Annotated in this window: 18 protein-coding genes; 12 read left to right on the top strand and 6 right to left on the bottom strand. The window is 71.6% G+C overall.

Going from position 1 to position 21,662, the window contains the following annotated elements:
• Window positions 1-15: 15 nt before the first annotated feature.
• Window positions 16-609: a PaaI family thioesterase gene (locus tag ABZ880_RS44220; protein WP_361275948.1), complete on the top strand. Its 594-nt coding sequence runs from the start codon at window positions 16-18 to the stop codon at window positions 607-609.
• On the opposite strand, the gene ABZ880_RS44215 is transcribed toward ABZ880_RS44220, so the two are convergent.
• Window positions 587-1,711 carry an acyl-CoA dehydrogenase family protein gene (locus ABZ880_RS44215; protein ID WP_361275945.1) on the bottom strand — a complete coding sequence of 375 codons (1,125 nt, stop codon included), beginning with the start codon at window positions 1,709-1,711 and terminating at the stop codon, window positions 587-589. The two genes, ABZ880_RS44220 and ABZ880_RS44215, sit on opposite strands and share 23 nt — an antisense overlap.
• Before the next feature lie 65 nt (window positions 1,712-1,776).
• Window positions 1,777-2,658, bottom strand: coding sequence for an enoyl-CoA hydratase (locus tag ABZ880_RS44210; protein ID WP_361275943.1), 882 nt, complete (start codon window positions 2,656-2,658; stop codon window positions 1,777-1,779).
• A gap of 122 nt (window positions 2,659-2,780) precedes the next feature.
• Between ABZ880_RS44210 and ABZ880_RS44205 the strand changes: the two genes are divergently transcribed.
• From ABZ880_RS44205 to ABZ880_RS44195, 3 genes are read left to right on the top strand one after another with little or no spacing between them, the layout of a single operon-like run.
• On the top strand, window positions 2,781-3,977 hold the full coding sequence (locus ABZ880_RS44205) for an acyl-CoA dehydrogenase family protein (RefSeq protein ID WP_361275941.1): 1,197 nt from the start codon (window positions 2,781-2,783) through the stop codon (window positions 3,975-3,977).
• Window positions 3,974-4,777 (top strand): SDR family oxidoreductase, encoded by an 804-nt coding sequence (locus tag ABZ880_RS44200; RefSeq protein WP_361275938.1) that lies wholly within the window; start codon window positions 3,974-3,976, stop codon window positions 4,775-4,777. Before ABZ880_RS44205 ends, ABZ880_RS44200 begins: the two co-directional genes overlap by 4 nt.
• A 42-nt stretch (window positions 4,778-4,819) precedes the next feature.
• Entirely contained in the window at window positions 4,820-5,971 is a 1,152-nt protein-coding gene (locus tag ABZ880_RS44195; protein ID WP_361275936.1) for an acetyl-CoA C-acetyltransferase, read from the top strand.
• Window positions 5,972-6,041: 70 nt separating this feature from the next.
• On the opposite strand, the gene ABZ880_RS44190 is transcribed toward ABZ880_RS44195, so the two are convergent.
• Complete coding sequence (locus ABZ880_RS44190; RefSeq protein ID WP_361275934.1) at window positions 6,042-7,097, bottom strand: hypothetical protein; 1,056 nt, start codon at window positions 7,095-7,097, stop codon at window positions 6,042-6,044.
• A 61-nt stretch (window positions 7,098-7,158) separates the two neighbouring features.
• Window positions 7,159-7,551: a VOC family protein gene (locus ABZ880_RS44185; RefSeq protein WP_361275931.1), complete on the bottom strand. Its 393-nt coding sequence runs from the start codon at window positions 7,549-7,551 to the stop codon at window positions 7,159-7,161.
• Between the two features lie 411 nt (window positions 7,552-7,962).
• Here ABZ880_RS44185 and ABZ880_RS44180 point away from each other — a divergent pair, with 411 nt between their 5' ends.
• Together ABZ880_RS44180 and ABZ880_RS44175 are read left to right on the top strand one after the other, a co-directional pair.
• Complete coding sequence (locus ABZ880_RS44180; protein ID WP_361275929.1) at window positions 7,963-8,922, top strand: alpha/beta hydrolase; 960 nt, start codon at window positions 7,963-7,965, stop codon at window positions 8,920-8,922.
• 74 nt (window positions 8,923-8,996) lie between these two features.
• Entirely contained in the window at window positions 8,997-10,997 is a 2,001-nt protein-coding gene (locus ABZ880_RS44175) for an NAD(P)/FAD-dependent oxidoreductase (protein ID WP_361275927.1), read from the top strand.
• A gap of 132 nt (window positions 10,998-11,129) precedes the next feature.
• On the opposite strand, the gene ABZ880_RS44170 is transcribed toward ABZ880_RS44175, so the two are convergent.
• Both ABZ880_RS44170 and ABZ880_RS44165 read right to left on the bottom strand, forming a co-directional pair.
• Window positions 11,130-11,639, bottom strand: a complete 510-nt coding sequence (locus ABZ880_RS44170) for a nuclear transport factor 2 family protein (RefSeq protein ID WP_361275924.1) — start codon at window positions 11,637-11,639, stop codon at window positions 11,130-11,132.
• Between the two features lie 105 nt (window positions 11,640-11,744).
• Complete coding sequence (locus ABZ880_RS44165; protein WP_361275922.1) at window positions 11,745-12,065, bottom strand: DUF1330 domain-containing protein; 321 nt, start codon at window positions 12,063-12,065, stop codon at window positions 11,745-11,747.
• Window positions 12,066-12,506: 441 nt separating this feature from the next.
• Between ABZ880_RS44165 and ABZ880_RS44160 the strand changes: the two genes are divergently transcribed.
• From ABZ880_RS44160 to ABZ880_RS44135, 6 genes are all read left to right on the top strand, one after another.
• Window positions 12,507-13,259 carry an SDR family NAD(P)-dependent oxidoreductase gene (locus tag ABZ880_RS44160; protein ID WP_361275920.1) on the top strand — a complete coding sequence of 251 codons (753 nt, stop codon included), beginning with the start codon at window positions 12,507-12,509 and terminating at the stop codon, window positions 13,257-13,259.
• A gap of 79 nt (window positions 13,260-13,338) precedes the next feature.
• Window positions 13,339-14,847 carry a CoA transferase gene (locus ABZ880_RS44155; RefSeq protein WP_361275918.1) on the top strand — a complete coding sequence of 503 codons (1,509 nt, stop codon included), beginning with the start codon at window positions 13,339-13,341 and terminating at the stop codon, window positions 14,845-14,847.
• Window positions 14,848-14,902: 55 nt separating this feature from the next.
• Window positions 14,903-15,685, top strand: a complete 783-nt coding sequence (locus ABZ880_RS44150) for an enoyl-CoA hydratase-related protein (protein WP_361275916.1) — start codon at window positions 14,903-14,905, stop codon at window positions 15,683-15,685.
• A 38-nt stretch (window positions 15,686-15,723) separates the two neighbouring features.
• Window positions 15,724-16,845 carry an acyl-CoA dehydrogenase family protein gene (locus ABZ880_RS44145; RefSeq protein ID WP_361275914.1) on the top strand — a complete coding sequence of 374 codons (1,122 nt, stop codon included), beginning with the start codon at window positions 15,724-15,726 and terminating at the stop codon, window positions 16,843-16,845.
• Window positions 16,842-17,894, top strand: coding sequence for an acyl-CoA dehydrogenase family protein (locus tag ABZ880_RS44140; protein WP_361275911.1), 1,053 nt, complete (start codon window positions 16,842-16,844; stop codon window positions 17,892-17,894). The genes ABZ880_RS44145 and ABZ880_RS44140 overlap by 4 nt, the downstream gene beginning before the upstream one ends.
• A 710-nt stretch (window positions 17,895-18,604) precedes the next feature.
• The gene (locus tag ABZ880_RS44135) at window positions 18,605-21,646 is read left to right on the top strand and encodes a Tn3 family transposase (protein ID WP_361275909.1); all 3,042 of its coding nucleotides are present in this window, start codon (window positions 18,605-18,607) and stop codon (window positions 21,644-21,646) included.
• Window positions 21,647-21,662 lie beyond the last annotated feature (16 nt).

Raw genomic sequence — 21,662 nt, 5'->3', positions numbered from 1 at the left:
GCGAGGAGGTGCGAGGTGAGCCGTGGGCCACGGGAGACGGAGCGGGACCGGGCGAGGGAGGACCTCGTCGAGGCGACGCGGGCACTGGCCCACGCCGTCGCCGTGACCGACGTCCCCGGCGGCGAGCTGGCCCGTGCCACCGAGACCCTCGCGTCCGTGACCCGGGCCCTGGAGAAGCTGGCCGGGACCCGGTGCGTGCCGCTGCCGGTGGCGGAGACCGTCGGCGTACCGCGGGTGCTCCTCGACCAGTACAACCCGGTGCACCTCCCCCTGGAGGTGTCGTTCGCGGCGGACGGCCGGAGCGCGACGGCCGCCACCGTCGTGAACGCCCTGTACGAGGGCCCCACCGACTCGGTGCACGGCGGTGTCTGCGCCCGGCTGATGGACAACATGCTGGGCATCCTGGTCCAGTCCACCGGGCTGTTGTGTGTGACCGGGTCGCTGTCCGTGCGCTATCTCGCCCGCACGCCGCTGGAGCGGACCCTGCTGCTGCGCTCCGAGATCGTGGAGCGCTCCGGACGCAAGGTCGGCGTCACCGGACGGATCGAGTGCGAGGGCGTGCGCACGGTCGAGGCCGAGGCGGTGTTCATCGAGGTCCCGCACCGATGACCTGGCGGAAGAGCCGCTGCCGGTGCTCGTGCGGCTGACCGAACAGCTGGGACAGAGCGTGGGCCCGCTTGAACACGAGCTGGGCGTCGTGCTCCCAGGTGATCGCGATTCCGCCGTGCAGCTGGACGGTCTCGGCGGCGACCTTGTTCAGCGCCTCGGAGCACCAGGCCTTCGCCAGCGCCGCCCGTGCCGGCAGCTCCGGGTCGTCTTCCGCCGCGGCGGCGCGGGCCGCAGCCCAGGAGGCGGACCTCGCCGTCTCGACCTCGACCAGCATGTCGGCCATACGGTGCTTCAGCGCCTGGAACGACCCGATGGGGCGGCCGAACTGGACGCGCTCCCTGCTGTAGGCGACGGTCATGTCCAGCGCCCGCTGGGCTGTGCCCACCTGAAGGGCGGTGACGGCGACGGCGGCGATGTCGTGCAGGGTGCCGAGCAGTCCGGACGCGTCGAGGGTCAGGGGGGTTGCGGGCGACCCGTCGAACTCGATCCTGGCGAGGCTCAGCGTCGGGTCCATCGCCGGAGTGGGGGTGCGCCGCACCCGGTCGTCGTCGGGGTCGACCTCGAACAGGCCCACCTGCCCCTGGCCGGTCCGGGCCACCACCAGCAGGACGTCGGCGTCGGCGCCGTCCAGGACCAGGGGGGTCGTTCCCGTCAGGGACCAGGCGCTCCCGCCGGTGGCGCGCACGTCACTGCGGTCGGAGCGCCAGTGGCCGTCCTCACCGGCCCAGCAGACGGCCGCCACGGAGGTGCCCTCGGCGACGCCGGGCAGCAGCCGCTCGCAGGCCGCCCCGTCGCCGCTGAGCAACAGCGCCCGGGCCGCGAGCACACCGGAGCCGAGCAGCGGAGAGGGGGTCAGCGCCGCGCCCAACTGCTCCAGCACCACGTGCGTTTCGAACAGGGTGAAACCCGCGCCGCCGTAGCGCTCCGGGACGGCCAGGGCCGCCGCACCCACCTGTTCGCACAGGGTGCGCCACAGGGCCGTGTCGTAGCCCGGGGCCCGTGCGACGGCGGCCCGCACCGCACCAGTGTCGCTGCGGCGCTCCAGCAGCCGCCGTACGGTCACGGCGAGTTCGTTCTGTTCCTCGGTGGGTGCGAACGTCATCGGTCCCCCTTCGGGAAGGATGCTGGGCAGAACGGGAGGATCCCCGGGCAGGGCGGGGGCCGGCCTCAGGCGTTGCCCGCCGTCTGCCGTCCCGAGTCGCGCATCGCCCGCGCGTCCATGCCCGCGAGGGAGTCGGCACTCACCTCGGCGTTGTGGGAGTGGGCTGCGTGGTGCAGGCCGAACACCGAGTCCATGCCGGTGCGCATTCCCTGCAGATCCTCGGCCTGGTTGATCGCCCGCTTGGTGAGCGCGAGGCCGAAACGGGGCATCGCGCTGATCCGCTCGGCGAGCGCGAAGACGGCCGACTCCAGCTCCTCGCGGGGCACCACATGGTTGACCATGCCGAGCTGGTGCGCGCGCTGGGCGCTGAAGCGGTCTCCGGTGTACAGGAACTCCTTGGCCGCGCGCGGGTTCATCACCCACGGGTGGGCGAAGAACTCCACGCCCGGGATGCCCATGCGGACGACGGGGTCGCAGAAGAAGGCGTCCTCCGAGGCGACGATGAAGTCGCAGGACCAGGCCAGCATCAGCCCGCCGGCGACGCACGCGCCCTGGACCATGGCGATCATCGGCTTGGGGATCTCCCGCCAGCGGCGGCACATCCCCAGGTACACCTCGGACTCCCGGGCCAGCCGGGCGTCGACGCCCTCCTTGTCGGTGTGGTCCCACATGATGACGGCTCTGCGCTCGAAGCTCTCGTGGATGTCACGGCCCGGCGTGCCGATGTCGTGGCCGCCGCTGAAGTGCTCGCCGCTGCCCGCGAGCACGACGACCTTCACCGCGTCGTCGTCGACGGCCCGGGTGAAGGCGGCGTCGAGGGCGTACGTCACCTTCGAGTTCTGCGCGTTGCGGTACCGGGGGCGGTTCACCGTCACCACGGCGACCGGGCCGCGGACCTCGTAGGTGACGACCTGCTCCTCGGCCGGGCGGCTCTCCGCAGCGGACATGCCAGCTCCTTCACAGGGACCACGAATGCATACCAAACAAGTGCTTGGTGGGTTAGTGTAGGCGATGCCCCAGCTCCCGAACAGCACGATCGTGAACCGACGGCACCTTCGAGGGGGAAAGCGTGCAACTGCCAGGCACAGCGCAGGACGAGGCCTTCCGCCGCGAGGTCCGGGACTGGCTGGAGACCCACCTGTCCGGCGACTTCGCCGGTCTGCGGGGACTCGGCGGCTCCGGCCGGGAGCACGAGGCGTACGAGGAACGGCTGGCCTGGGACCGGCATCTCGCCGCCCACGGCTGGACCTGCATCGGCTGGCCCGAGGAGTACGGCGGCAGAGGGCTCGACCTCGCCCGGCAGGTGGTGTTCCACGAGGAGTACGCCCGCGCCGACGGGCCCGCCCGCGTCAACCACCTGGGTGAGGAACTGCTCGGGCCGACCCTCGTCGCCTTCGGCACCCAGGAGCAGAAGGACCGCTTCCTGCCCGGTATCCGCGCCGTCGAGGAGCTGTGGTGCCAGGGCTACTCCGAGCCGGGTGCGGGCTCCGACCTGGCCGCGGTGTCCACCCGGGCCCGGCTGGAGCGGGCGGCGGGGGCGGGAGAGCCGGACCAGTGGGTGATCGACGGCCAGAAGGTGTGGACGTCCCTCGCGCACCTGGCCGACTGGTGCTTCGTGGTCGCGCGGACCGAACCGGGATCGGTGCGGCACGCGGGGCTGTCGTACCTGCTGGTGCCGATGCGCCAGGAGGGCGTCACCGTGCGCCCCATCACCCAGCTGACCGGCACCTCCGAGTTCAACGAGGTGTTCTTCGACGGCGCGCGGACGGACGGCTCGCTCGTGGTCGGCGCGCCCGGCGACGGCTGGAAGGTCGCCATGGCCACGCTCGGGTTCGAGCGGGGCGTCTCCACACTCGGCCAGCAGATCGGCTTCGCCCGCGAGCTGGACGCGGTGGTGGCGCTGGCCCGGCGGACGGGCGCCATCGACGACCCCGCGATCCAGGACCGGATCACCCGCGCCCACATGGGCCTTGAGATCATCCGGCTCAACGCGCTGCGGATGCTGGGCGGTTCGGGCTCCCAGCGGCCGGAGGCGTCGATCGCCAAGCTGCTGTGGGGCACCTGGCACCGGGGGCTCGGGGAACTGGCCATGGAGGTGGCGGGTGCCTCCTCGCTGGTGGCGCAGGGGCCGCCGTACGACCTGGACGCCTTCCAGCGGCTGTTCCTGTTCAGCCGGGCCGACACGATCTACGGCGGCTCGAACGAGATCCAGCGCAACATCATCGCCGAGCGGGTGCTCGGCCTGCCCAGGGAGCCGAAGGCATGAACACGCGACGAGCCGGACAGGCACCGCCCGACTACGTACCCGGACACGGGCTGCTCGCCGGCCTGACCGTGGTGGTCACCGCCGCCGCCGGAGCGGGCATCGGCTCCGCGGTCGTACGGCGCTGTCTGGAGGAGGGGGCGCGGGCCGTGGTCCTCGGTGACGTCCACGAGCGGCGGCTGGGCGAGGCCGCGAAGGAACTGGCCGAGGAGTTCGGGGCGGAACGGGTCGCCACCGCCCTGTGCGACGTGACCCGCGAGGAGCAGGTGAACGCCCTGCTGGACGCGGCGGAGCCGTTCGGCGGGGTCGACGTGATGGTGAACAACGCCGGGCTCGGCGGGACCCGTTCCGTCCTGGAGATGACCGACGAGGAGTGGTCGCGGGTCCTGGACATCACCCTCACCGGGACGTTCCGCTGTGTGCGTGCCGCCGGCAACCGGATGGTCCGCGCGGGCCGCCGGGGCGTCATCGTCAACAACGCCTCGGTGGTCGGCTGGCGGGCCCAGGAGGGGCAGGCGCACTACGCCGCCGCCAAGGCCGGGGTGATGGCCCTCACCCGCAGCGCGGCGGCCGACCTCGCCCCGCACGGCATCCGGGTCAACGCGGTCTCGCCGAGCCTGGCGCTGCACCCGTTCCTGGCGAAGGTCACCACCGAGGAGTTCCTGGACGAGCTCAAGGGCCGCGAGGCGTTCGGCCGGGCCGCGGAGCCCTGGGAGGTGGCCAACGTGATGGTGTTCCTGGCCAGCGCCTACTCCTCGTACATGACGGGCGAGGTCGTCTCCGTCAGCAGCCAGCACGCCTGAAGTCCCCGTACCCCGCAATGGCGGAGAAGAAGGAGGAAGAGCGTGGCCGAGGCCTACATCGTCGACGCCGTGCGCACCCCGGTGGGGCGGCGCGGCGGTGCCCTGTCCGCCGTGCACTCCGCGGATCTCGCGGCCCATGTGATCGGCGCGCTCGTACGGCGTTCGGGCGTCGACCCGGCCGCCGTCGACGACGTCATCCTGGGCTGCAACGACACCATCGGCTCCCAGGCCGGGGACGTGGCCCGCACCGCCTGGCTGGTGGCGGGGCTCCCGGACCACGTGCCCGGGGTGACCATCGACCGGCAGTGCGGCTCCAGCCAGCAGGCCGTGCACTTCGCGGCGCAGGGCGTGCTGTCCGGCACCGCCGACCTGATCGTCGCGGGCGGGGTGCAGAACATGTCCGCGATCCCGATGTCCGCCTCCATGACGCTGGGTGAGCAGTACGGCTTCACCACGCCGTTCGCCGAGTCGCCGGGCTGGGTGGCGCGCTACGGCGGGCAGGAGGTCTCGCAGTTCCGGGCCGCCGAGATGATCGCGGAGCGGTGGCGGCTGACGCGCGAGGAGATGGAGTCCTTCGCCCTGCGCAGTCACCGGCGGGCGGTGGCCGCGATCGACCAGGGGCGCTTCAAGGACGAGATCGAGCCGGTCGGGGACTTCGCCGCAGACGAGTGCCCGCGCCGTGACACCTCACCGGAGCGGATGGCCGCGCTGGCCCCGCTCCGGGAGGGCGGCCGGCTCACCGCCGCGCTGGCCTCGCAGATCAGCGACGCCGCCTCGGCCCTGCTGGTGGCCTCGGAGCGGGCGGTGCGCGAGCACGGCCTCACGCCCCGCGCCCGGATCCACCACCTCTCCGTCTACGCCGACGACCCGGTGTGGATGCTGACCGGGCCCATCGCGGCGACCCGGCGCGCCCTGGACCGGGCGGGGATGTCGGTCGGTGACATCGACCTGTTCGAGGTGAACGAGGCGTTCGCGTCCGTGGTCCTCGCCTGGGCCGCGGAGACCGGCGCCGACCCGGACCGGGTCAACGTCAACGGCGGAGCCATCGCCCTCGGCCATCCCATCGGCGCCACCGGCACCCGGCTGATGACCTCACTGCTGGGCGAACTGGAACGCACGGGCGGCCGGTACGGGCTCCAGACCATGTGCGAGGGCGGCGGCCAGGCCAACGTCACCATCGTCGAGCGGCTCTGACCGGCGGGCGTGGCACGGCGCGACCCGCACGAGAACGGGCCCGCCCTCATGGGGCGGGTCCGTTCTCCCGTCAGGCGGCGGGCACGTCCAGAGGTGCCAGAGCCGGGTACTCTCGGGGTGCCATGGCGTGGACATCCGTGAGCAGGGCGATGAAGTCGCGGTCGGTCATGGGGTCGGAGGGCTCGCTGAACCGCACCCCTCGCGCCCTCAGATCGGCGATCAGCACGTCGAAGACCTTGTCGAAGGTGAGGTCGTCGGTGTGGTCCAGATACCGGGTGACGTCCGCCAGGTCCTCGAAGACCAGCGCGGTGTAGTGGAACAGCGACCGGCTGTCGCGGTGCGCGAAGCGCGCGATCTCGGTGTCGCCGTCCCGGACGACCCACGCGTCGTCGCCGTCGGCCGTCAGGAGCGATCCCATGGTCAGGGCGGGCAGATCGCGGCGGTCGCGCGGGCCGTTGGCCTCGCGGCGGTGGAACATCCGGGAGTTGTCCGAGAGGACCGCCGTGTTGCGGAACGGCGCCACCAGCCGGCTCGGCGCCCGCTCCGGGCCCTCGGGCCAGTAGGTGAAGCCACCGTCGACGTCGGAGTCGTAGAAGTAGGTGATCACCTGGCCCGACTTGACCTCCCAGGCGTCGAACAGGCCGGACTTGGCCATCACGCTCATCAGCCAGATCGGGGCGTTCACCGAGCTGACCCCGCGCCAGTTGCCGCTGTCGAAGTGGCCGGCGTCGAAACTGCGGGAGGGGCCGCAGAGGTTGAACAGCATGTGGTGGGCGAAGCCATAGCGGGCCTTGTGCATCCGCAGCACCGGCTCCAGGAGCTTGCGGCTGAAGTAGAGGTCGTGGAGCTCCGGGTACAGGACCGCGCCCTCCCGGGCGAGGTAGCCGCGGAACACCGGGGCGACGAAGTCGGCGAGTCCGGCGTCCGGGGAGCGGTCCCTGGCGCCGGACACCGCGAAGTACTCCTCGGCGGAGGCGAAGTGGTGGGCGAGCACCAGCTGCCAAGGGGCGTTGCGGCGTACGACGCCGAAGAGGGTGTCGACCTCCTCGGGCGTGTAGAAGTCCTCCAGGACTTCGGGGGGTGCTACGGGCGTCAGCGGGTGTCGATCTCGTTGCGCAGGGGCCATGGGCGGGTCCTCGTGACGGTAGGGGTGGCCGGAACTGTGCGGGTGCGACGGCGCGGGTGTCTCACAGCGACTGGACGAGTTCGAGGCGGTGCCCCTCGGGGTCGAGGACGAACGCGGCCCTGAGCTTGAAGTCGGACACCTCGAACGGAGCCTGCTCGACGGTGCCGCCGGCCTCGGACACCCGGCGCACGGTCTCGTCCAGGTCGGGCACGGTGAACCCGAGGATGGCCTCGCCGGGCGCCTGCCCCGGCCGGTTCAGGAAGTGCACCAGGACCAGCGTGGGGTCACCGCCGGCGGCGGAGGTCATGATGATCTCCTCCAGCGCGTCGTCCCCCGTGCCATGGGCGTACCGGTACTTCTCGGCCATGCCCAGCACGGAGGTGTAGAAAGCGAACTGGGACTCGATGTCGGTCACCAGGATCTTGGTGAAGTGGAAACGGGTGTCGTGAGTCATGTCGGTCCTCCTTCCCTGCGGAGTATGGCCATCGCGCCCGACACAAACAAGCACTTGCTAGGTTTCCTCCGAGCTCGGTACAGGCGCACGAACGGGGCTACGTGGTCATCGGCGCGGCTCTGACCATCACACCCGCCCTGGCGGTACCGCACGCCGGGCTCCCGGTCCCGCACCGCACCGGTCCCGATCAGCGGGAGTTCCCGCCCTGCTTCCGCAGGCTCCTGCAGCACACTGCACTACGGGATCCACGGGGCCGTCCCGTACGGCCTCGCAGGTTTCCGGAGGCCTTTCGCGAGTCCCGGGGGCGAGGCCGTTCGCGAGTACGCGCGCCGCGCCCAGGTCCGGCGCCTTCCCGGTGGAGGCCCTCGGTCCCGCCCGTCTTCAGCCGCCCGCACACGGAGGGGTACGACGATGTCCCAGCACGTTCCCACGCCCGACCCGGACGCCGCCGCGCTGTACGAACTGCGGCACACGCAGAGCGGAGGCGCCGGCATGCGGGAGCGAGGGCTGGCGGCCGTACGTGCCGTACTGGAGGCGCTGCCGCATCCGGTGGACATGCCCAAGATGGCCGCCGTGGAGGACCGGGACATCCCGTGCGTCCACGGTCGGCTGCCGATCCGCGTCTACAGCCCCACCGCGGACGCCGAGTTGCCGGGCCTGGTGTACTTCCACGCGGGCGGGCTCGTGATGGGCACGAACCACTCCTTCGAGCCGCTCGCCCGCGCCCTCGCCGAGGCCACGGGGCATCGCGTGTTCGCCGTCGAGTACCACCTGGCCCCCGAACATCCGCCGCCGGGGCAGATCGAGGACGCGTGGGCGGCGACCGAGTGGGTGGCCGCGCACGCCGCGGAACTCGGTGTCCTGCCCGACCGGATCTCCGTCCTGGGCGACAGCGCGGGCGGCACGCTGGCGGCGCTCGTCGCGCTGCGCGCCCGCGACCGGGGAGGCCCCCGGCTGCTCTGCCAGGTCCTGGTGTACGGCGGGCTCGACCGGGACATGGCAGCCGCCTCGATGCACGAGATGGACGATGTCGCGGGGCTGTCCCGGGACGACCTCCTCTACCTGCACGACCTCGCCAGGGCGGGGCGGCCCGAACCCACATCCGGCGACGAGATCCCCGCGTACTGCCCCGATCTGCGCGGTGTGGCGCCCGCGATCGTGGCCGTGGGCGAACTCGACCCGGTCCGTGACTGGTCGCAGCGGTACGCCGCCCGGCTCGGCGAGGCCGGCGTACAGACCACGTTCACCCGCTACCCCGGGGTCGGCCACGGTTTCCTGATGCAGCAGCACCACCTCGCGCGCGGCCGGCTGGCGCTGCACGAGATCGCCGGGCTGCTGCGGGCCAAGGCCGAGTACCCGCTGCCCTGGTGAGCGCCACCCGCAGGGAGAGTCCGCAAGCCCCACCGCACGCCGCTCCGTCCCAGCCCTCCCCGAAGCGAGGCCCCATGACGACATCCGTCATCCCCGACGACCGGCCGACCCGGACGGTACGCCCCGTGCCCGACGCGGACCCCGAGCGTCTGCACGCGGCGATCGACGCGGTCGAGCCGGGTCCTCTGCTGATGACGCTGGTGCACCTGACGGACGACCGTGCTCTGCTCACCGAGTTCCGGGAGCGGATCGCGGCGGCGAAGGCGGCCCGGCCCGAGCGGGTGCTGAGGCCCGGCGAGTACCCCGAGGAGGTCGTGGACGAGGTACGCCGGCGCGCCCACGACATCCTGCCCCGGCTGCCGGGCGGACTGGTCCCCTCGCTGCGCGTCCCGGACGAGGAACTGTTCATGGAGATGGTCCGGGTGGCCACCGACGACACGGTCGGCCCCGAGTACGGGCCCTATCTGCGGGAGCAGGGCGGTTTCGCCGGCCTGCCCGAGTCCGCTCCCGTACACCGACCGGTGCCGCCCGGCTTCCGGGTCGCGGTGGTCGGCGCCGGGATGATCGGCATCAACGCGGCGGTGAAACTCGCCGAGGCGGGGTTCGAGTACCGGGTGTTCGAGGCCGGCGACGACATCGGCGGGACCTGGGCACGCAACACGTATCCCGGGGCCGCGGTGGACACGCCGAGTCACTTCTACTCGTACTCCTTCGAACTCAACCCGGAATGGACGAAGTTCTACCCGACGGGTCCTGAGTACCTGCGCTATCTCCACCACGTCGCGGACAAGTACAAGATCCGCGACGACATCGCCCTGTCCCACCGGGTGCTCGGCTGCGCGTGGGTGGACGAGCGGCAGATCTGGCGGGTCACCGTGGCGGGTCCGGACGGGGCCACCGAGGTGTACGAGGCGAACGCGGTCATCACCGCGACCGGCGTCCTCAACAGCGCGTACGTCCCCGAGGTGCCCGGCCGGGAATCGTTCGCCGGTGCCACGATGCACACCGCCGAATGGGACGACTCCGTCGACCTGGACGGCAAGCGGGTGGTGGTGCTCGGCACCGGCTGCACCTCGGTGCAGGTCGTGGCAAGCCTCGCGGGGCGGGCCGGGCACCTGGATGTCGTCTTCCGGCAACCGCACTGGATCGCGCCGGAGCGCAACGTGATCAGCCGGGTCGACGACGCCACCCGGTGGGCGATGCGGCACGTGCCGTACTACCAGCAGTGGTACCGGCTGGTCACGCACTGGTTCACTGCGGACAAGAGCTTCGCGATCCCGAGGATCGACGAGGAGTGGTACGCCACTCATGTGTCCTCCTCGCCCGCCAACGACGTCCTGATGCGGATCTGTCTCCAGCACCTGCACGAGGAGCTGGGCGACCGGCCGGACCTGGTGGAGATGCTCACCCCCGACTTCCCGCCGTTCGCCAAGCGGATCGTGAAGGATCCGGGCTTCCTGGCGGCGCTGCGCCGCGACGACGTGGCGCTGCACCGGGCGTCGTTCGAACGGATCGAGCCGGCCGGGGTGCGGCTGACCAGCGGCGATTTCCTGCCCGCCGACGTGATCATCTGGGCCACCGGTTTCCGGCTGGAGTACCTGGGCTTCCTTGACGTGGTCGGTCGGGACGGGGTGACGCTGGCCGAGCGCTGGGACGGCGGCCGGGATCCGCGCGCCCACCTGGGCGTCACCGTCCCCGGGTTCCCCAACTTCTTCGTCACCGCCGGGCCGAACGCCGCGCCCAACCACGGTGGCGGGCACAACGTGACGAGCGAGGAGCACGTCCACTACGTCATCGAGTGCCTGCGTCACCTGGTCGACCACGGCTACACCGCGATGGAGCCGACGCCGGAGGCGACCCGGGAGTACAACGAGCGGGTCGACGCCGAACTCGACCGCACGGTCTGGCAGCACCCCGGCACGGCGAACGGCTACTACCGCAACACCGCCGGACGCGCCTGGGTGACCTGCCCGTGGCGGCTCGTCGACTACTGGACGATGCTGCGCGCACCCGACCCGGAGAGCTTGCTGCTGTACAACGGGCCGGCCTCGCAGACCACCGGAGCAGGCGGGTGAACGGTCGTAGGAGCAGGTGGCGACACAGCTGACACCGGAGCCAACGTGCCGCCACCAACGGGGGTTGGTGGCGGCGGCGTCAGAAGTGGGCTGCCGCCGTCGGGGCGGGCCGACCCGGCAGGCGGGCCGTACTCAGCTGTGCAGGCCGCGCAGCAGCGTGGGCGCCTTGACCCCGATACCGGCCGCGGGGGCGTCCAGGAGGCCGATCTGAGTGAGTACCGAGGCGTGGTCCCACATCAGGTGCTCGTACTTGATCAGGTCGCCCTCGAAGCCGACCACGACGTTCATCACCACCTCCACCGGCTTGCCGGTCGGGGGGACACCCGGGATCTTCCAGGGCATCTCGCGGTCATGGGTGAACCGGAAGATGAACTCGTCCCAGATGTGGTTGTCGTCCATCACCCGGGTGGTCAGCTCCTGTTCGACGTCGGCCGGGACGTTCGGCAGGAACCACTGCGAGTAGAACTTGTAGACCTCGTCCCGGCCGTCGAGCAACTGGCCGAGCGGTGCACAGTAGATGTACGGGTCGTCGCACATCGTCGCGATGGCCGCGTCGGGGTCGTGGAGAGCGAACTCGGCGTAGCCGTGTCGCTCCCAGACCTCCAGCATGTGACGCTGCCGGTCGTTGGCCGGTTCGAACATCGTGTCCTCCTGATCGTCGTTGAGCGGGCGGATGCGGGACAGCAAACGGCGACATCAGGACAGGCGCCACTCTTCCGGCCCGTTCAGTGGACCGGCGGCGTCGATTCAGTCGGCCTGGTACTCGAAGGCCCCGTCGACGAGGATCATCTCGGTGACCGAGTGCCGCTGCCGGATCGCGACGGCCTTCTGGTACTCCGGCGAGTGGTAGAACGCCAACGCGGCTTCCTTGGAGGGGAACTCCTGGATGAAGTAGGCGCCCTCCCGCGGCTCTCCTTCGAGCACCTCGGCCACGACGCCCTGCGCGAGGTGGGTGTGCGGGTGGTCCTCGACGACCCGGAGATAGGCCTCGACGTACTCCTGCATCCCACGCTTGGACTCCTCGCTGGAGTCCTTCAGGTGACTGCGGGCGATGATGTATGCGGGCATCGACACGACCTTCCCATGCGGCGACCGCCACGTTGCGGTCCTGGTGGGGAGATTGAAGTACCCGTCCCCGCCGTCGACCAGCGCCCTGGTCCGCTCAGTGGACTCCGGCGCCGGGGACTTCGGAGCCGGGGGCCTCCCGCGTCCCGCTTGACCGCCGGACGGTCCCGGTCAGCGGGATCCGCTCTCCGTGATCGTGCGAGCCCGGAAGCAGACTCCGTTGCAGGTGCGCTGAGGGTACGCCGCCGGTGGGGCCTCGACTCCCGGGTCGCGCCGGCGGCACCTCCGCCTCCGGTGTCCGCCATCGTGAAGAAGGGGAGCCGTCGACGTCCCAGCAGGGTCCCGCACGGGGCGGGCCGGGCGCCCGTGCGGCACCGGCACCGGCACCGCAGCGGGCCCGCAACGGGCCGCCCGCATCGCACAGACGAAGGGAACCGAACGACCATGGGCATGTTCGACCTCACCGGACACGTGGCGCTGGTGACCGGTGCCGGCCAGAACGCCGGGGCCGGCATCGCCCGCGCGCTGGCGGAGCAGGGCGCCACGGTGGCGGTCAACGACCTCCGGCCCGAACGCGCCGAGGCGACGTGCGCCGAGATCGAGAAGGCGGGGGGCCGGGCGGTGCCGGTGCCGTTCGACGTCACCGACATCGACGCCGTCCGCGCGGGGGTCGCGCGGGCCGGGGAGGCGCTCGGCGGGACCGTCGACATCATGGTGAACAACGCCGGGATCCCCGCCGACATGGGCTACGGCCCGTTCCGGGACATCGCGCCGGAGCGCTGGCGCGGGCCGGTCGAGATCAACCTGTTCGGCGCGATGAACTGCGTGCACGCCGTCCTGCCGGGTATGCGGGCGACCGGCTGGGGCCGGGTCGTGCAGATCTCCTCGGGCGCGGGACGGACCGGCCTGGCCATCGGGGTGTCGCTGTACGGGGCGGGCAAGAGCGGTGTCGAGGGGTTCGTCCGGCACATCTCCCAGGAGGAGGCGAAGGCCGGGATCACGGCGAACACGCTGGCGCTCGGGCTGATGCAGAGCGCCGGCGGGCCGGGGATCGACCGGATCGCTGAGGGCATCCCGGTCGGACGTCTCGGCCGACCCGAGGACGTCGGCGCCGCCGTCGCCTTCCTCGCCTCCCCCGAGGCGTCCTGGCTCACCGGCCAGACGATCGACCTCAACGGCGGGAGCCACACGCGCTGAGGACGACGGCGCCCGGCACCCCGTGCGTACCGATGGCGGTCCGCGCACCGACACCGACCCGGCAGAGAGGACCAGGACAGTGGGGTTTCCGCTGGCGGGCGTCCGCGTCATCGATGTGAGTTCCACGTTCATGGGGCCGTACTGCACGATGCTCCTCGCCCAGTGGGGCGCCGAGGTGACCAAGGTGGAGCCGCCGGGCGGTGACGTGGTCCGCAAGATCGGGGACGTGCGCGGCACGTCGATGGGGCCGGTGTTCCTCAACGTCAACCGGGGCAAGCGGAGCGTGGTGCTCGACCTGAAGCAGGGCGGCGCGCGCGGACTCCTGGAACGCCTGGTGGCGGGGGCCGACGTGGTGGTGCACAACATGCGGTCCGGTGCGGCCGAGCGCCTCGGCCTGTCGGCGGACGCCGTGCTGCGGGCCAACCCCCGTGCCGTGCACTGCGCGTTCCGCGGGTTCGGGGCGGGTGGGCCGTACGAGGACCGGCCGGCCTACGACGACGTCATCCAGGCGGCCAGCGGCATGGCCGCGCTGCAGGGCGGGGCGGGCGGGGCGGAGTACGTCCGCACGGCCGCGGCGGACAAGATCGTCGGGCTGATGGGCGCGGCGGCCGTGCTGGCGGCGCTGCACGGCCGCGAGGTGACGGGCCGGGGCCAGGCGGTCGAGGTGCCCATGCTGGAGACGATGACCCAGTTCATGCTCCTGGAACAGCAGGGCGGCTGGGTGTTCGACCCGCCCGCCGGGCCGGCCGGGTACGCGCGTACGGCGTCTCCGCACCGGCGGCCGTGCCGGACCAAGGACGGCCACCTGGCCGTGATGATCTACACGGACGCCCAGTGGCGCGCGTTCTTCGACTGCGTCGGCCGGCCGGAACTCGCCGACGACCCGCGGTACCGCACGATCCGGGAGCGCACCGAGCACATCGACGAGCTGTACGCCTTCCTCAACGAGGAGATGGCGGCCAGGACGACCGCCGACTGGCTTGCCGAACTGGAACGCCGGGACATCCCGGCCGCTCCGGTCAACACCGTCACCGACCTGTTCGAGGACCCACATCTGCGGGCGACCGGCTTCTTCGAGAGCGTCGACCACCCCAGTGAGGGCCCGCTCCTGCTGCCCCGCCAGCCCGTCCGCTTCGGGCAGGGGTCGCGGGCGGAGGTGACCGGCGGCCCTGGTGACGGGGGCGGCCTGCTCCCCGCGTACGTCCGGCGCTCAGCCGCAACCGCCGGGCGCGACGCCCCGCGCACTGCGGGTCCGGACGAGAACGGACTCGCTCGCCCGGGCGGCCCGGAGCCGTACGGCCTTCCCCACGACCCCCGCCCGGACGAACACGCCCTCCCCGGCACCCCTGGGGGCGGGCACCCGCTCCCCCTCACCTCCGGCCCGCACGAACACCTCCCCCACGCCCCGCGCCTGGGTGAGCACAGCCTCGACGTGGCGCGGGAGGCCGGTCTCGACGACGCCGAGATCCGACTCCTCGTCGCCTCGGGGGCGTTGGACGTGCCCCGGGGCGACGGGACCCCCACCGGACGCCCGCCGCGGCGGGGGGCGGTGCGCTCGGCGAGCGGCTCGGCGGGACCACTCGAATGACGGCAAGGGCACCGGTGACACCGGCGCGGCGACAGAGACGGCGACTGGGACGGACATGGCAGACCTCGAATACTCCGTGAAGGACCGCATCGCGACGATCCTGCTGAACCGTCCGCGGCGCAGGAACGCGTTCACCCTGGACATGGTCGACGCCTGGGCGGACCGACTGCGCGAGGCCGAGGACGATCCGGAGGTCCGCGTCATCGTCGTCGCGGGCTCGGGCGGCTCCTTCTGCTCCGGGGTGGACCTGTCCGACTTCAAGGGCGAACAGCGCGACCCGCTGGCCGAGAAGGAACTGCTGACGCGGCGGGTGCACCGGGTCGCGCTGACCCTGGAGGACGTCTCCAAGCCGGTGCTCGCCGCGGTCGACGGGCCGGCCGTGGGCGCCGGGATGGACATGGCGCTGCTCTGCGACATCCGGTTCGCCTCGCGCACCGCGCGCTTCAGCGAGGGCTACATCAAGGTCGGGCTCGTCCCCGGGGACGGCGGCTGCTGGCTGCTTCCGCGCGCGGTGGGAACCGCGACCGCGCTGCGGCTGCTGTGGACGGGCGACTTCGTGGCAGCCGACGAGGCGCTGCGGATCGGCCTCGTGGAGGAGGTGTACGAGGCCGACGAACTCCTCGACCGCGTGTACGCCTTCGCGGCACGGATCGCCGAACGGCCCCCGGCCGCAGTGCAGATGATCAAACGCGCGGTGCGCCAGGGCGCCCGGCACGATCTGCGCACCGCCCTGGACCTCATCTCCTCCCACCAGGCCGTGATCACGTCGACCCGGGACTCGGCCGAGGCGTACGCCGCTTTCCGGGAGAAGCGTCCCGGAGTCTTCACCGGCCGCTGAGCATGAATGCCTTCGCCGAGCCCTCAGAGAGGTCCCTCATGAGCCCACCGCCGCCCCTCGACGCCGGCGCCGAACTCCGCGCCAGGGTCAGGGAACTGACCGCGTCCTGGCGCGCGGCCGGCCGGTACGTGCCCCGCAGCGACTCCTGGCTGCGCTCGTTCGACCTGGAGTTCAGCAAGGCGCTCGCCGCGGACGGGCTGATCGCCATGACGTACCCGAAGGAGTACGGCGGCGCGGGCCGCAGCAACGTGGAGCGGCTGGCCGTCACCGAGGAGCTGTTGCGGGCCGGGGCGCCGGTCGCGGCCCACTGGATCGGCGACCGGCAGATCGGCCCGGCGATCCTGAGACATGGCAGTCCTGCGCTGCGTGCGGAGATCCTGCCCCGGATCGCCGCCGCCGAGGCCGTGTTCTGCCTGGGCATGAGCGAGCCCGAGGCGGGCTCCGACCTGGCCGCCGTACGCACGTCCGCGACCCCGGTCAGGGGTGGATGGCTGATCTCCGGACACAAGATCTGGACCAGCCACGCCCACCGGGCCACCCACGCCTACATCCTGGCGCGCACCGAGCGGGCGGAACGCAAGCACGAGGGGCTGACCGAGTTCGTCCTCGACATGGACGCCGACGGGGTGTCCACGACACCGATCCCGGATCTGGCCGGTGAACACCACTTCAACGAGGTGCGCTTCGAGGAGGTGTTCGTGCCCGCGCACCGGGTGATCGGGACGGTGGGCAATGGCTGGCGGCAGGTCGTCGAGCAGTTGTCGTTCGAGCGCGGCGGCGCCGAGCGCGTCCTGTCCAGCTACCCGGTGCTGGCCGAGTTGGTGGCGCACGCAGCCGAGGAGCGGGACGACGCCGAACTCCGTTCTCTTCTGGGGTCGTTGGTCGCGCGCCTCGCCGTGCTGCGGCGGCTGTGCCGGGAGGTGGCCGGACGGCTGGACGCCGGACAGGCGCCCGTGCAGGAGGCCGCCGCGCTGAAGTACCTCGGGAACGCCTTCGAGGTCGACGTCGTCGAGGCGCTGCGCCGCACCGGTCTGTGCCATGAGCCCTCCCCCGAGGGCGCATTCGGCCAGGCCCTGCTCGCCTCCCCCGGCTTCGGACTGCGCGGCGGCGCGGCCGAGGTCCTGCTGTCCCTCGTGGCCCGTCAGGAGACACGCGCATGAGCGAGTACGCGGAGGAGTTGCGGGAACTGGTGGCGTCCGTCGCCCCCGACGGCACGTCGGCGGCGGGGCCCGACGGGGCGCGGGAGGTGTGGGAGAGTCTGCGTGGCCTGGGGCTGCCCCGGATCGGCGTGCCCGAGGAACGCGGGGGCTCGGGCGGCGCCCTGGAGGACCTGCTGGTGGTCGTCGGGGCGCTGGCCGCCCGCGGGGTCGGCGTGCCGGTGGTCGAGTCCTCGGTCGCGGACTGGGTGATCAGCCACGAACGGCCACTGGACGACTCCCCCGCCACCCTGGTGCTGCCGGACGGACCGCCGACGGCCTGGGACGACACGGACGGCGGGACGCTCACGGGGGAGATCCCGCTGGTCCCCTGGGCGCGCGACGCGCCGCTGCTGGTGGTGTGCCGGCCCGGGCGGGAGGTGCTGCTCGTGGACCTGCAGCACGCGTCGGTGAGCTTGGTGCCGGGTGAGAACCTGGCCGGGGAGCCGCGGGACACCGTACTTCTGGACGGTACGCCCGCCGTGCCGGTCGCCACCGGGCCCGGGTACGAGGCGGTGCGCGCGCGTCTGGCCCTGCTGTGGTCGGCGGCGGTGGCCGGTGCCGCGCACGGCGCGTACCTGCTGACGAAGACGTACGTGTGCGAACGCCGGCAATTCGGTGCCCCCTTGACGCGTCTGCCGGCGGTGTCGTCCGGGCTGGCGCAGATGAAAGTGCACCTGCTGCAGGCGGACGCCGCCCTCGCCCTCGCCCGGGAGGCGATGACGGCGGGCGGCCCGGACCCGGACGGTGCCGGGCCGCGGGTTTCGGACGCCGTCGCCGTGGCGCGTCTGACCACCGCGCGCACGGCGACCGAAGTCGCCCGCACGGCACACCAGTTGCACGGCGCCATGGGCATCACGCAGGAGTATCCGCTGCACCACCTCACCCGGCGGCTGTGGGCCTGGCGGGACGCCGTAGCCACCGAGCGGGACTGGGCCGACGCACTCGGCAGACGGGCGGCGGACCTGGGCGAGACCGGTGTCTGGACGCGTCTGACCATGGGCCCGTCCTGAGTCACTGCCACCACCGTCGCGGAACGGTGACGCCGAAACGCGACCGCACATCCCGGGCACGTTCCGGGAGCCCCGCCCGCGCTCCGACGCCTGGGCACGCGCGTACCGCACGACCGGCGATCAGCTCCCCCTCGGCGCGGTGCTGACGGGGCGGGAGGAGCGGTAACGGGAGATCGCCGCGCGGGCCGAGGCCGCCGAGGAGCGGTTCGCGGACCTTTCCGCGCGGCTCAAGGAGTCGCACCGGGCCGTCGAAGAGATCCCGATCACCCGCACATGGCTGCAGCCGCCCCCATCGACAACACCGCGGCCGTAGCTGCCCGGCGGGCCCTCGACCGGTCCGTCCGCCCCAACCGACGAGGCGATCGCGCAGTCGACACCCGGGGCCGCGGGCAACCGAGGCGGCGAGAAAGCAAGAAATCGAGAACAGTGTTCTTGACAGCGGTCGGCGCCCAGGGGCAGGCTTGCCCGCAAGAGAGAACACTGTTCTCGAAAATCACCCGAAAGGACCGCCGCCATGACCACGGCATCCTCTTCCTGGATCCACCGCACCCCCTCCCGTCGCTGGGACCGGGCCCTGCTCTCGTATAGCTACGGCCAGGTGGCGTGTAGCTCTGAGTAACCTTCCGGCAACAGTTATGATCTTCCGATCTTCGTCCTGGTTCCGCCTCGCCAGGCTGTGGTGATCCAACTGGTTGGGCGAGGGAGTAAGGGTGCGGCATGACTGGGAGCCGGAAGACCTGATTGAGGTCTGGACGTTGCTCGAAGACGACATGAAGAAGGTCCGGAACAAGTCCGGGGCGACCAGGTTGGGCTTCGCGTTGTTGCTCAAGTTTTTCGAGGTGGAGGCCCGGTTCCCGGAGTCCGCCAAGGAGATGCCTGCGGCGGCGGTGGAGTACGTGGCCCAGCAGGTGAAGGTTCCCGCCGGTGCATGGGCGGACTACGACTGGCAGGGCGACCGGATCAAGCGGCACCGCAAGGAGATCCGGGAGGCGTACGGGTTCAGGGCGAACACCGAGGAGGACCAGGAGCGGCTGGCCGAGTGGCTGGTCGCCGAGCTGTGTCCGGTGGAGTTGTCACGGGAGCGGCTGGCGGAGGCGGTGGTCGCCCGGTGCCGTAATGACCACATCGAGCCGCCGGCCCCGGGGCAGGTCGGGCGGCTGGTGGGCAAGGCGGTCAAGGACTTCGAGGCCCGGTTCTGTCGCAGCAGGGTGGAGCGGATCTCGCATACGACACGCTCGCGTCTGGAGGACTTGGTCGCCGGCAGCGAGGACGGGGTGGGCGAAGGAGCGGACGGTGAGGGCGCGGTGTCGGGCGGCGGTCGGTCGCACTTCGCCGAGCTGAAGGCCGACCCGGGGGCGCCGGGGCTGGAGAGCCTGCTGGCAGAGGTGAACAAGCTGAAGCGGGTGAGGCGGTTGGAGCTGCCGGCGGACTTGTTCGCGGACGTGTCGGAGAAGGTGGTGGACGCGTGGCGGGCGCGGGCATCGAAGGAGTACCCGGCGAACCTGGAGCGGATGAAGCCGCCGCGGCGCCTGACGCTGTTGGCCGCGCTGTGTCATGTGCGGCAGACGGAGATCACCGACTCGTTGGTGGACCTGTTCATCCAGTTGGTACTGAAGATCAACACCCGGGCGGAGCGGAAGGTCGACAAGGAGCTGAACGCCGAGCTGAAGAAGGTCCGGGGTAAGGAGGGGATGCTGCTGCGGGTCGCGGAGGCGGCGTTGTCCGAGCCGTCCGGCTCGGTGCGTCGGGTGATCTATCCGGTGGTCGGCGGGGAGAAGACGTTGAAGGCGCTGGCGGCGGAGGCCGCGGCGAATGAGGCCCGCTACAAGGCCCGGGTCCGTACGGTGCTGCGGTCGTCGTACTCGGCGCACTGGCGCCGGATGCTGTCGCCGTTGCTGGGCGCGCTGGAGCTGAAGTGCAACAACACCGCCTATCGGCCGGTGATGGACGCGATCGACCTGCTCCAGCGCTATCTGGAGCAGCCTTTGAGAGAGGGCGCGTTCTTCGACCCGGCGGAGAGCGTGCCACTGGCGGGGGTGGTGCCCGAGCACTGGCGGGCGGCGGTGGTGGACGACAAGGGGCGTGTCGAGCGCATCCCGTACGAGCTGTGCGTGCTGGTGGCGCTGCGGGATGCGGTGCGGCGCCGCGAGATCTGGGTGGTGGGGGCGAACCGGTGGCGTAACCCGGAGGACGACCTGCCGGCGGACTTCGAGGACAACCGGGACGTGCACTACGCCGCGCTGGGCCAGCCGCAGGACGCCGGGGAGTTCATCGCCGCCCTGCAAGGCAAGCTCCGCACCTCGCTGGACCGCTTTGAACGGGCCCTCGCGGAGGGCACGACGGGCGGGGTGGCGATCGTCAAGAAGCACGGCGAGCCGTGGATTCGGGTCTCGCCACGCGGTAAGCAGGAGGAGCCCGAGAGCCTGGTGGCGGTCAAGGGCGAGATCGAGCGGCGCTGGGGGACCATCGACCTGCTGGATATCCTGAAGTACGCCGAGTTCGACACGGACTTCATCGCCGAGTTCACCTCGGTGGCCACCAGAGAGATGCTGTCGAAGGATGTGCTGCGGCGCCGCCTGCTGCTGGTCTTGTTCGGGCTGGGCACGAACATGGGGATCAAGCGGGTCGCGGTGACCGGCAAGCACGGCGAGAGCGAGGCGACGCTGCGCAGGGTGAGGCACCTGTTCGTCAACCGCGCCAACATGCGCGCGGCCTTGCGGAAGCTGGTGAACGCCACCTTCGCCGTCCGGGACGAGATGTGGTGGGGCACCGGCACCGCTTGCGCCTCCGACAGCCGCAAGTTCGGCGCCTGGTCCTCGAACCTGATGACCGAGTGGCACCAGCGCTACCGGGGCCCCGGCGTGATGATTTATTGGCACGTCGAACGGAAATCCGTCTGCATCTACTCCCAGCTCCGGTCCTGTTCGGCCTCCGAGGTCGCCTCGATGATCGAGGGCGTGCTGCGGCACTGCACCGACATGGTCGTCGACCGGCAGTACACCGACACGCACGGCGCCTCCATCGTCGGGTTCGCCTTCGCGCACATGCTCGACTTCAAGCTGATGCCGAGGCTGAAGAACATCGGCTCGGCGAAGCTGTACCGGCCGGCGGCGGGGAAGGACGGCCAGTGGCCGAACCTCGCGCCGGTGCTCTCCACCAAGACGATCGACTGGGACCTGATCGCCCAGCAGTACGACCAGATCGTGAAGTACACCACCGCCCTGCGTCTGGGCACCGCCGAGGCCGAGCAGGTCCTGCGCCGGTTCACCCGGGGCGGGCCGAAGCACCCGACGTACCGGGCGATCGAGGAGCTGGGCCGTGCGGTGAGGACCTCGTTCGTCTGCGACTACCTCGCCGATGTCGGGATGCGCCAGGAGATCCACGAGGGGTTGCAGGTGGTGGAGAACTGGAACTCCGCGAACAAGGACCTCTTCTACGGCAAGGACGGCGACCTGGCCGGGCAGGACAAGGAGTCGCAGGAGGTCAGCATGCTCGCGCTGCATCTGCTCCAGTCCGCCCTGGTACACGTAAACACGCTGCTGATGCAGGAGGTCCTGGCCGATCCGAAGTGGGCGGCACGGCTCACCGACGCGGACCGGCGGGCACTGTCGCCTCTGTTCTGGACCCACGTGAATCCGTACGGCCGGTTTGAGCTGGACATGAACAGCCGCCTCGATCTGGACCTGTCCGTCCGGGCGCCGGTGCCCGGCCCGCGCAACCCGCAGGGGGAGGCGGCCGAAGCCCCGGCGTGACATCTGGGCTCCGGCG

The sequence above is a fragment of the Streptomyces sp. NPDC047043 genome (genome assembly GCF_040644055.1).
GTDB lineage: Bacteria > Actinomycetota > Actinomycetes > Streptomycetales > Streptomycetaceae > Streptomyces.
Note: the sequence above shows the minus strand (reverse complement) of the source record. Positions and strands in the feature narration are given on the sequence as shown.

Excerpts from the sequence above, each read along its gene's own strand:
- ABZ880_RS44215 (WP_361275945.1), bottom strand. The coding sequence starts at position 1,711 with ATGACGTTCGCACCCACCGAGGAACAGAACGAACTCGCCGTGACCGTA.
- ABZ880_RS44210 (WP_361275943.1), bottom strand. The coding sequence starts at position 2,658 with ATGTCCGCTGCGGAGAGCCGCCCGGCCGAGGAGCAGGTCGTCACCTAC.
- ABZ880_RS44200 (WP_361275938.1), top strand. The coding sequence starts at position 3,974 with ATGAACACGCGACGAGCCGGACAGGCACCGCCCGACTACGTACCCGGA.
- ABZ880_RS44190 (WP_361275934.1), bottom strand. The coding sequence starts at position 7,097 with ATGGCCCCTGCGCAACGAGATCGACACCCGCTGACGCCCGTAGCACCC.
- ABZ880_RS44185 (WP_361275931.1), bottom strand. The coding sequence starts at position 7,551 with ATGACTCACGACACCCGTTTCCACTTCACCAAGATCCTGGTGACCGAC.
- ABZ880_RS44180 (WP_361275929.1), top strand. The coding sequence starts at position 7,963 with ATGTCCCAGCACGTTCCCACGCCCGACCCGGACGCCGCCGCGCTGTAC.
- ABZ880_RS44175 (WP_361275927.1), top strand. The coding sequence starts at position 8,997 with ATGACGACATCCGTCATCCCCGACGACCGGCCGACCCGGACGGTACGC.
- ABZ880_RS44170 (WP_361275924.1), bottom strand. The coding sequence starts at position 11,639 with ATGTTCGAACCGGCCAACGACCGGCAGCGTCACATGCTGGAGGTCTGG.
- ABZ880_RS44165 (WP_361275922.1), bottom strand. The coding sequence starts at position 12,065 with ATGCCCGCATACATCATCGCCCGCAGTCACCTGAAGGACTCCAGCGAG.
- ABZ880_RS44160 (WP_361275920.1), top strand. The coding sequence starts at position 12,507 with ATGGGCATGTTCGACCTCACCGGACACGTGGCGCTGGTGACCGGTGCC.
- ABZ880_RS44150 (WP_361275916.1), top strand. The coding sequence starts at position 14,903 with ATGGCAGACCTCGAATACTCCGTGAAGGACCGCATCGCGACGATCCTG.
- ABZ880_RS44145 (WP_361275914.1), top strand. The coding sequence starts at position 15,724 with ATGAGCCCACCGCCGCCCCTCGACGCCGGCGCCGAACTCCGCGCCAGG.
- ABZ880_RS44140 (WP_361275911.1), top strand. The coding sequence starts at position 16,842 with ATGAGCGAGTACGCGGAGGAGTTGCGGGAACTGGTGGCGTCCGTCGCC.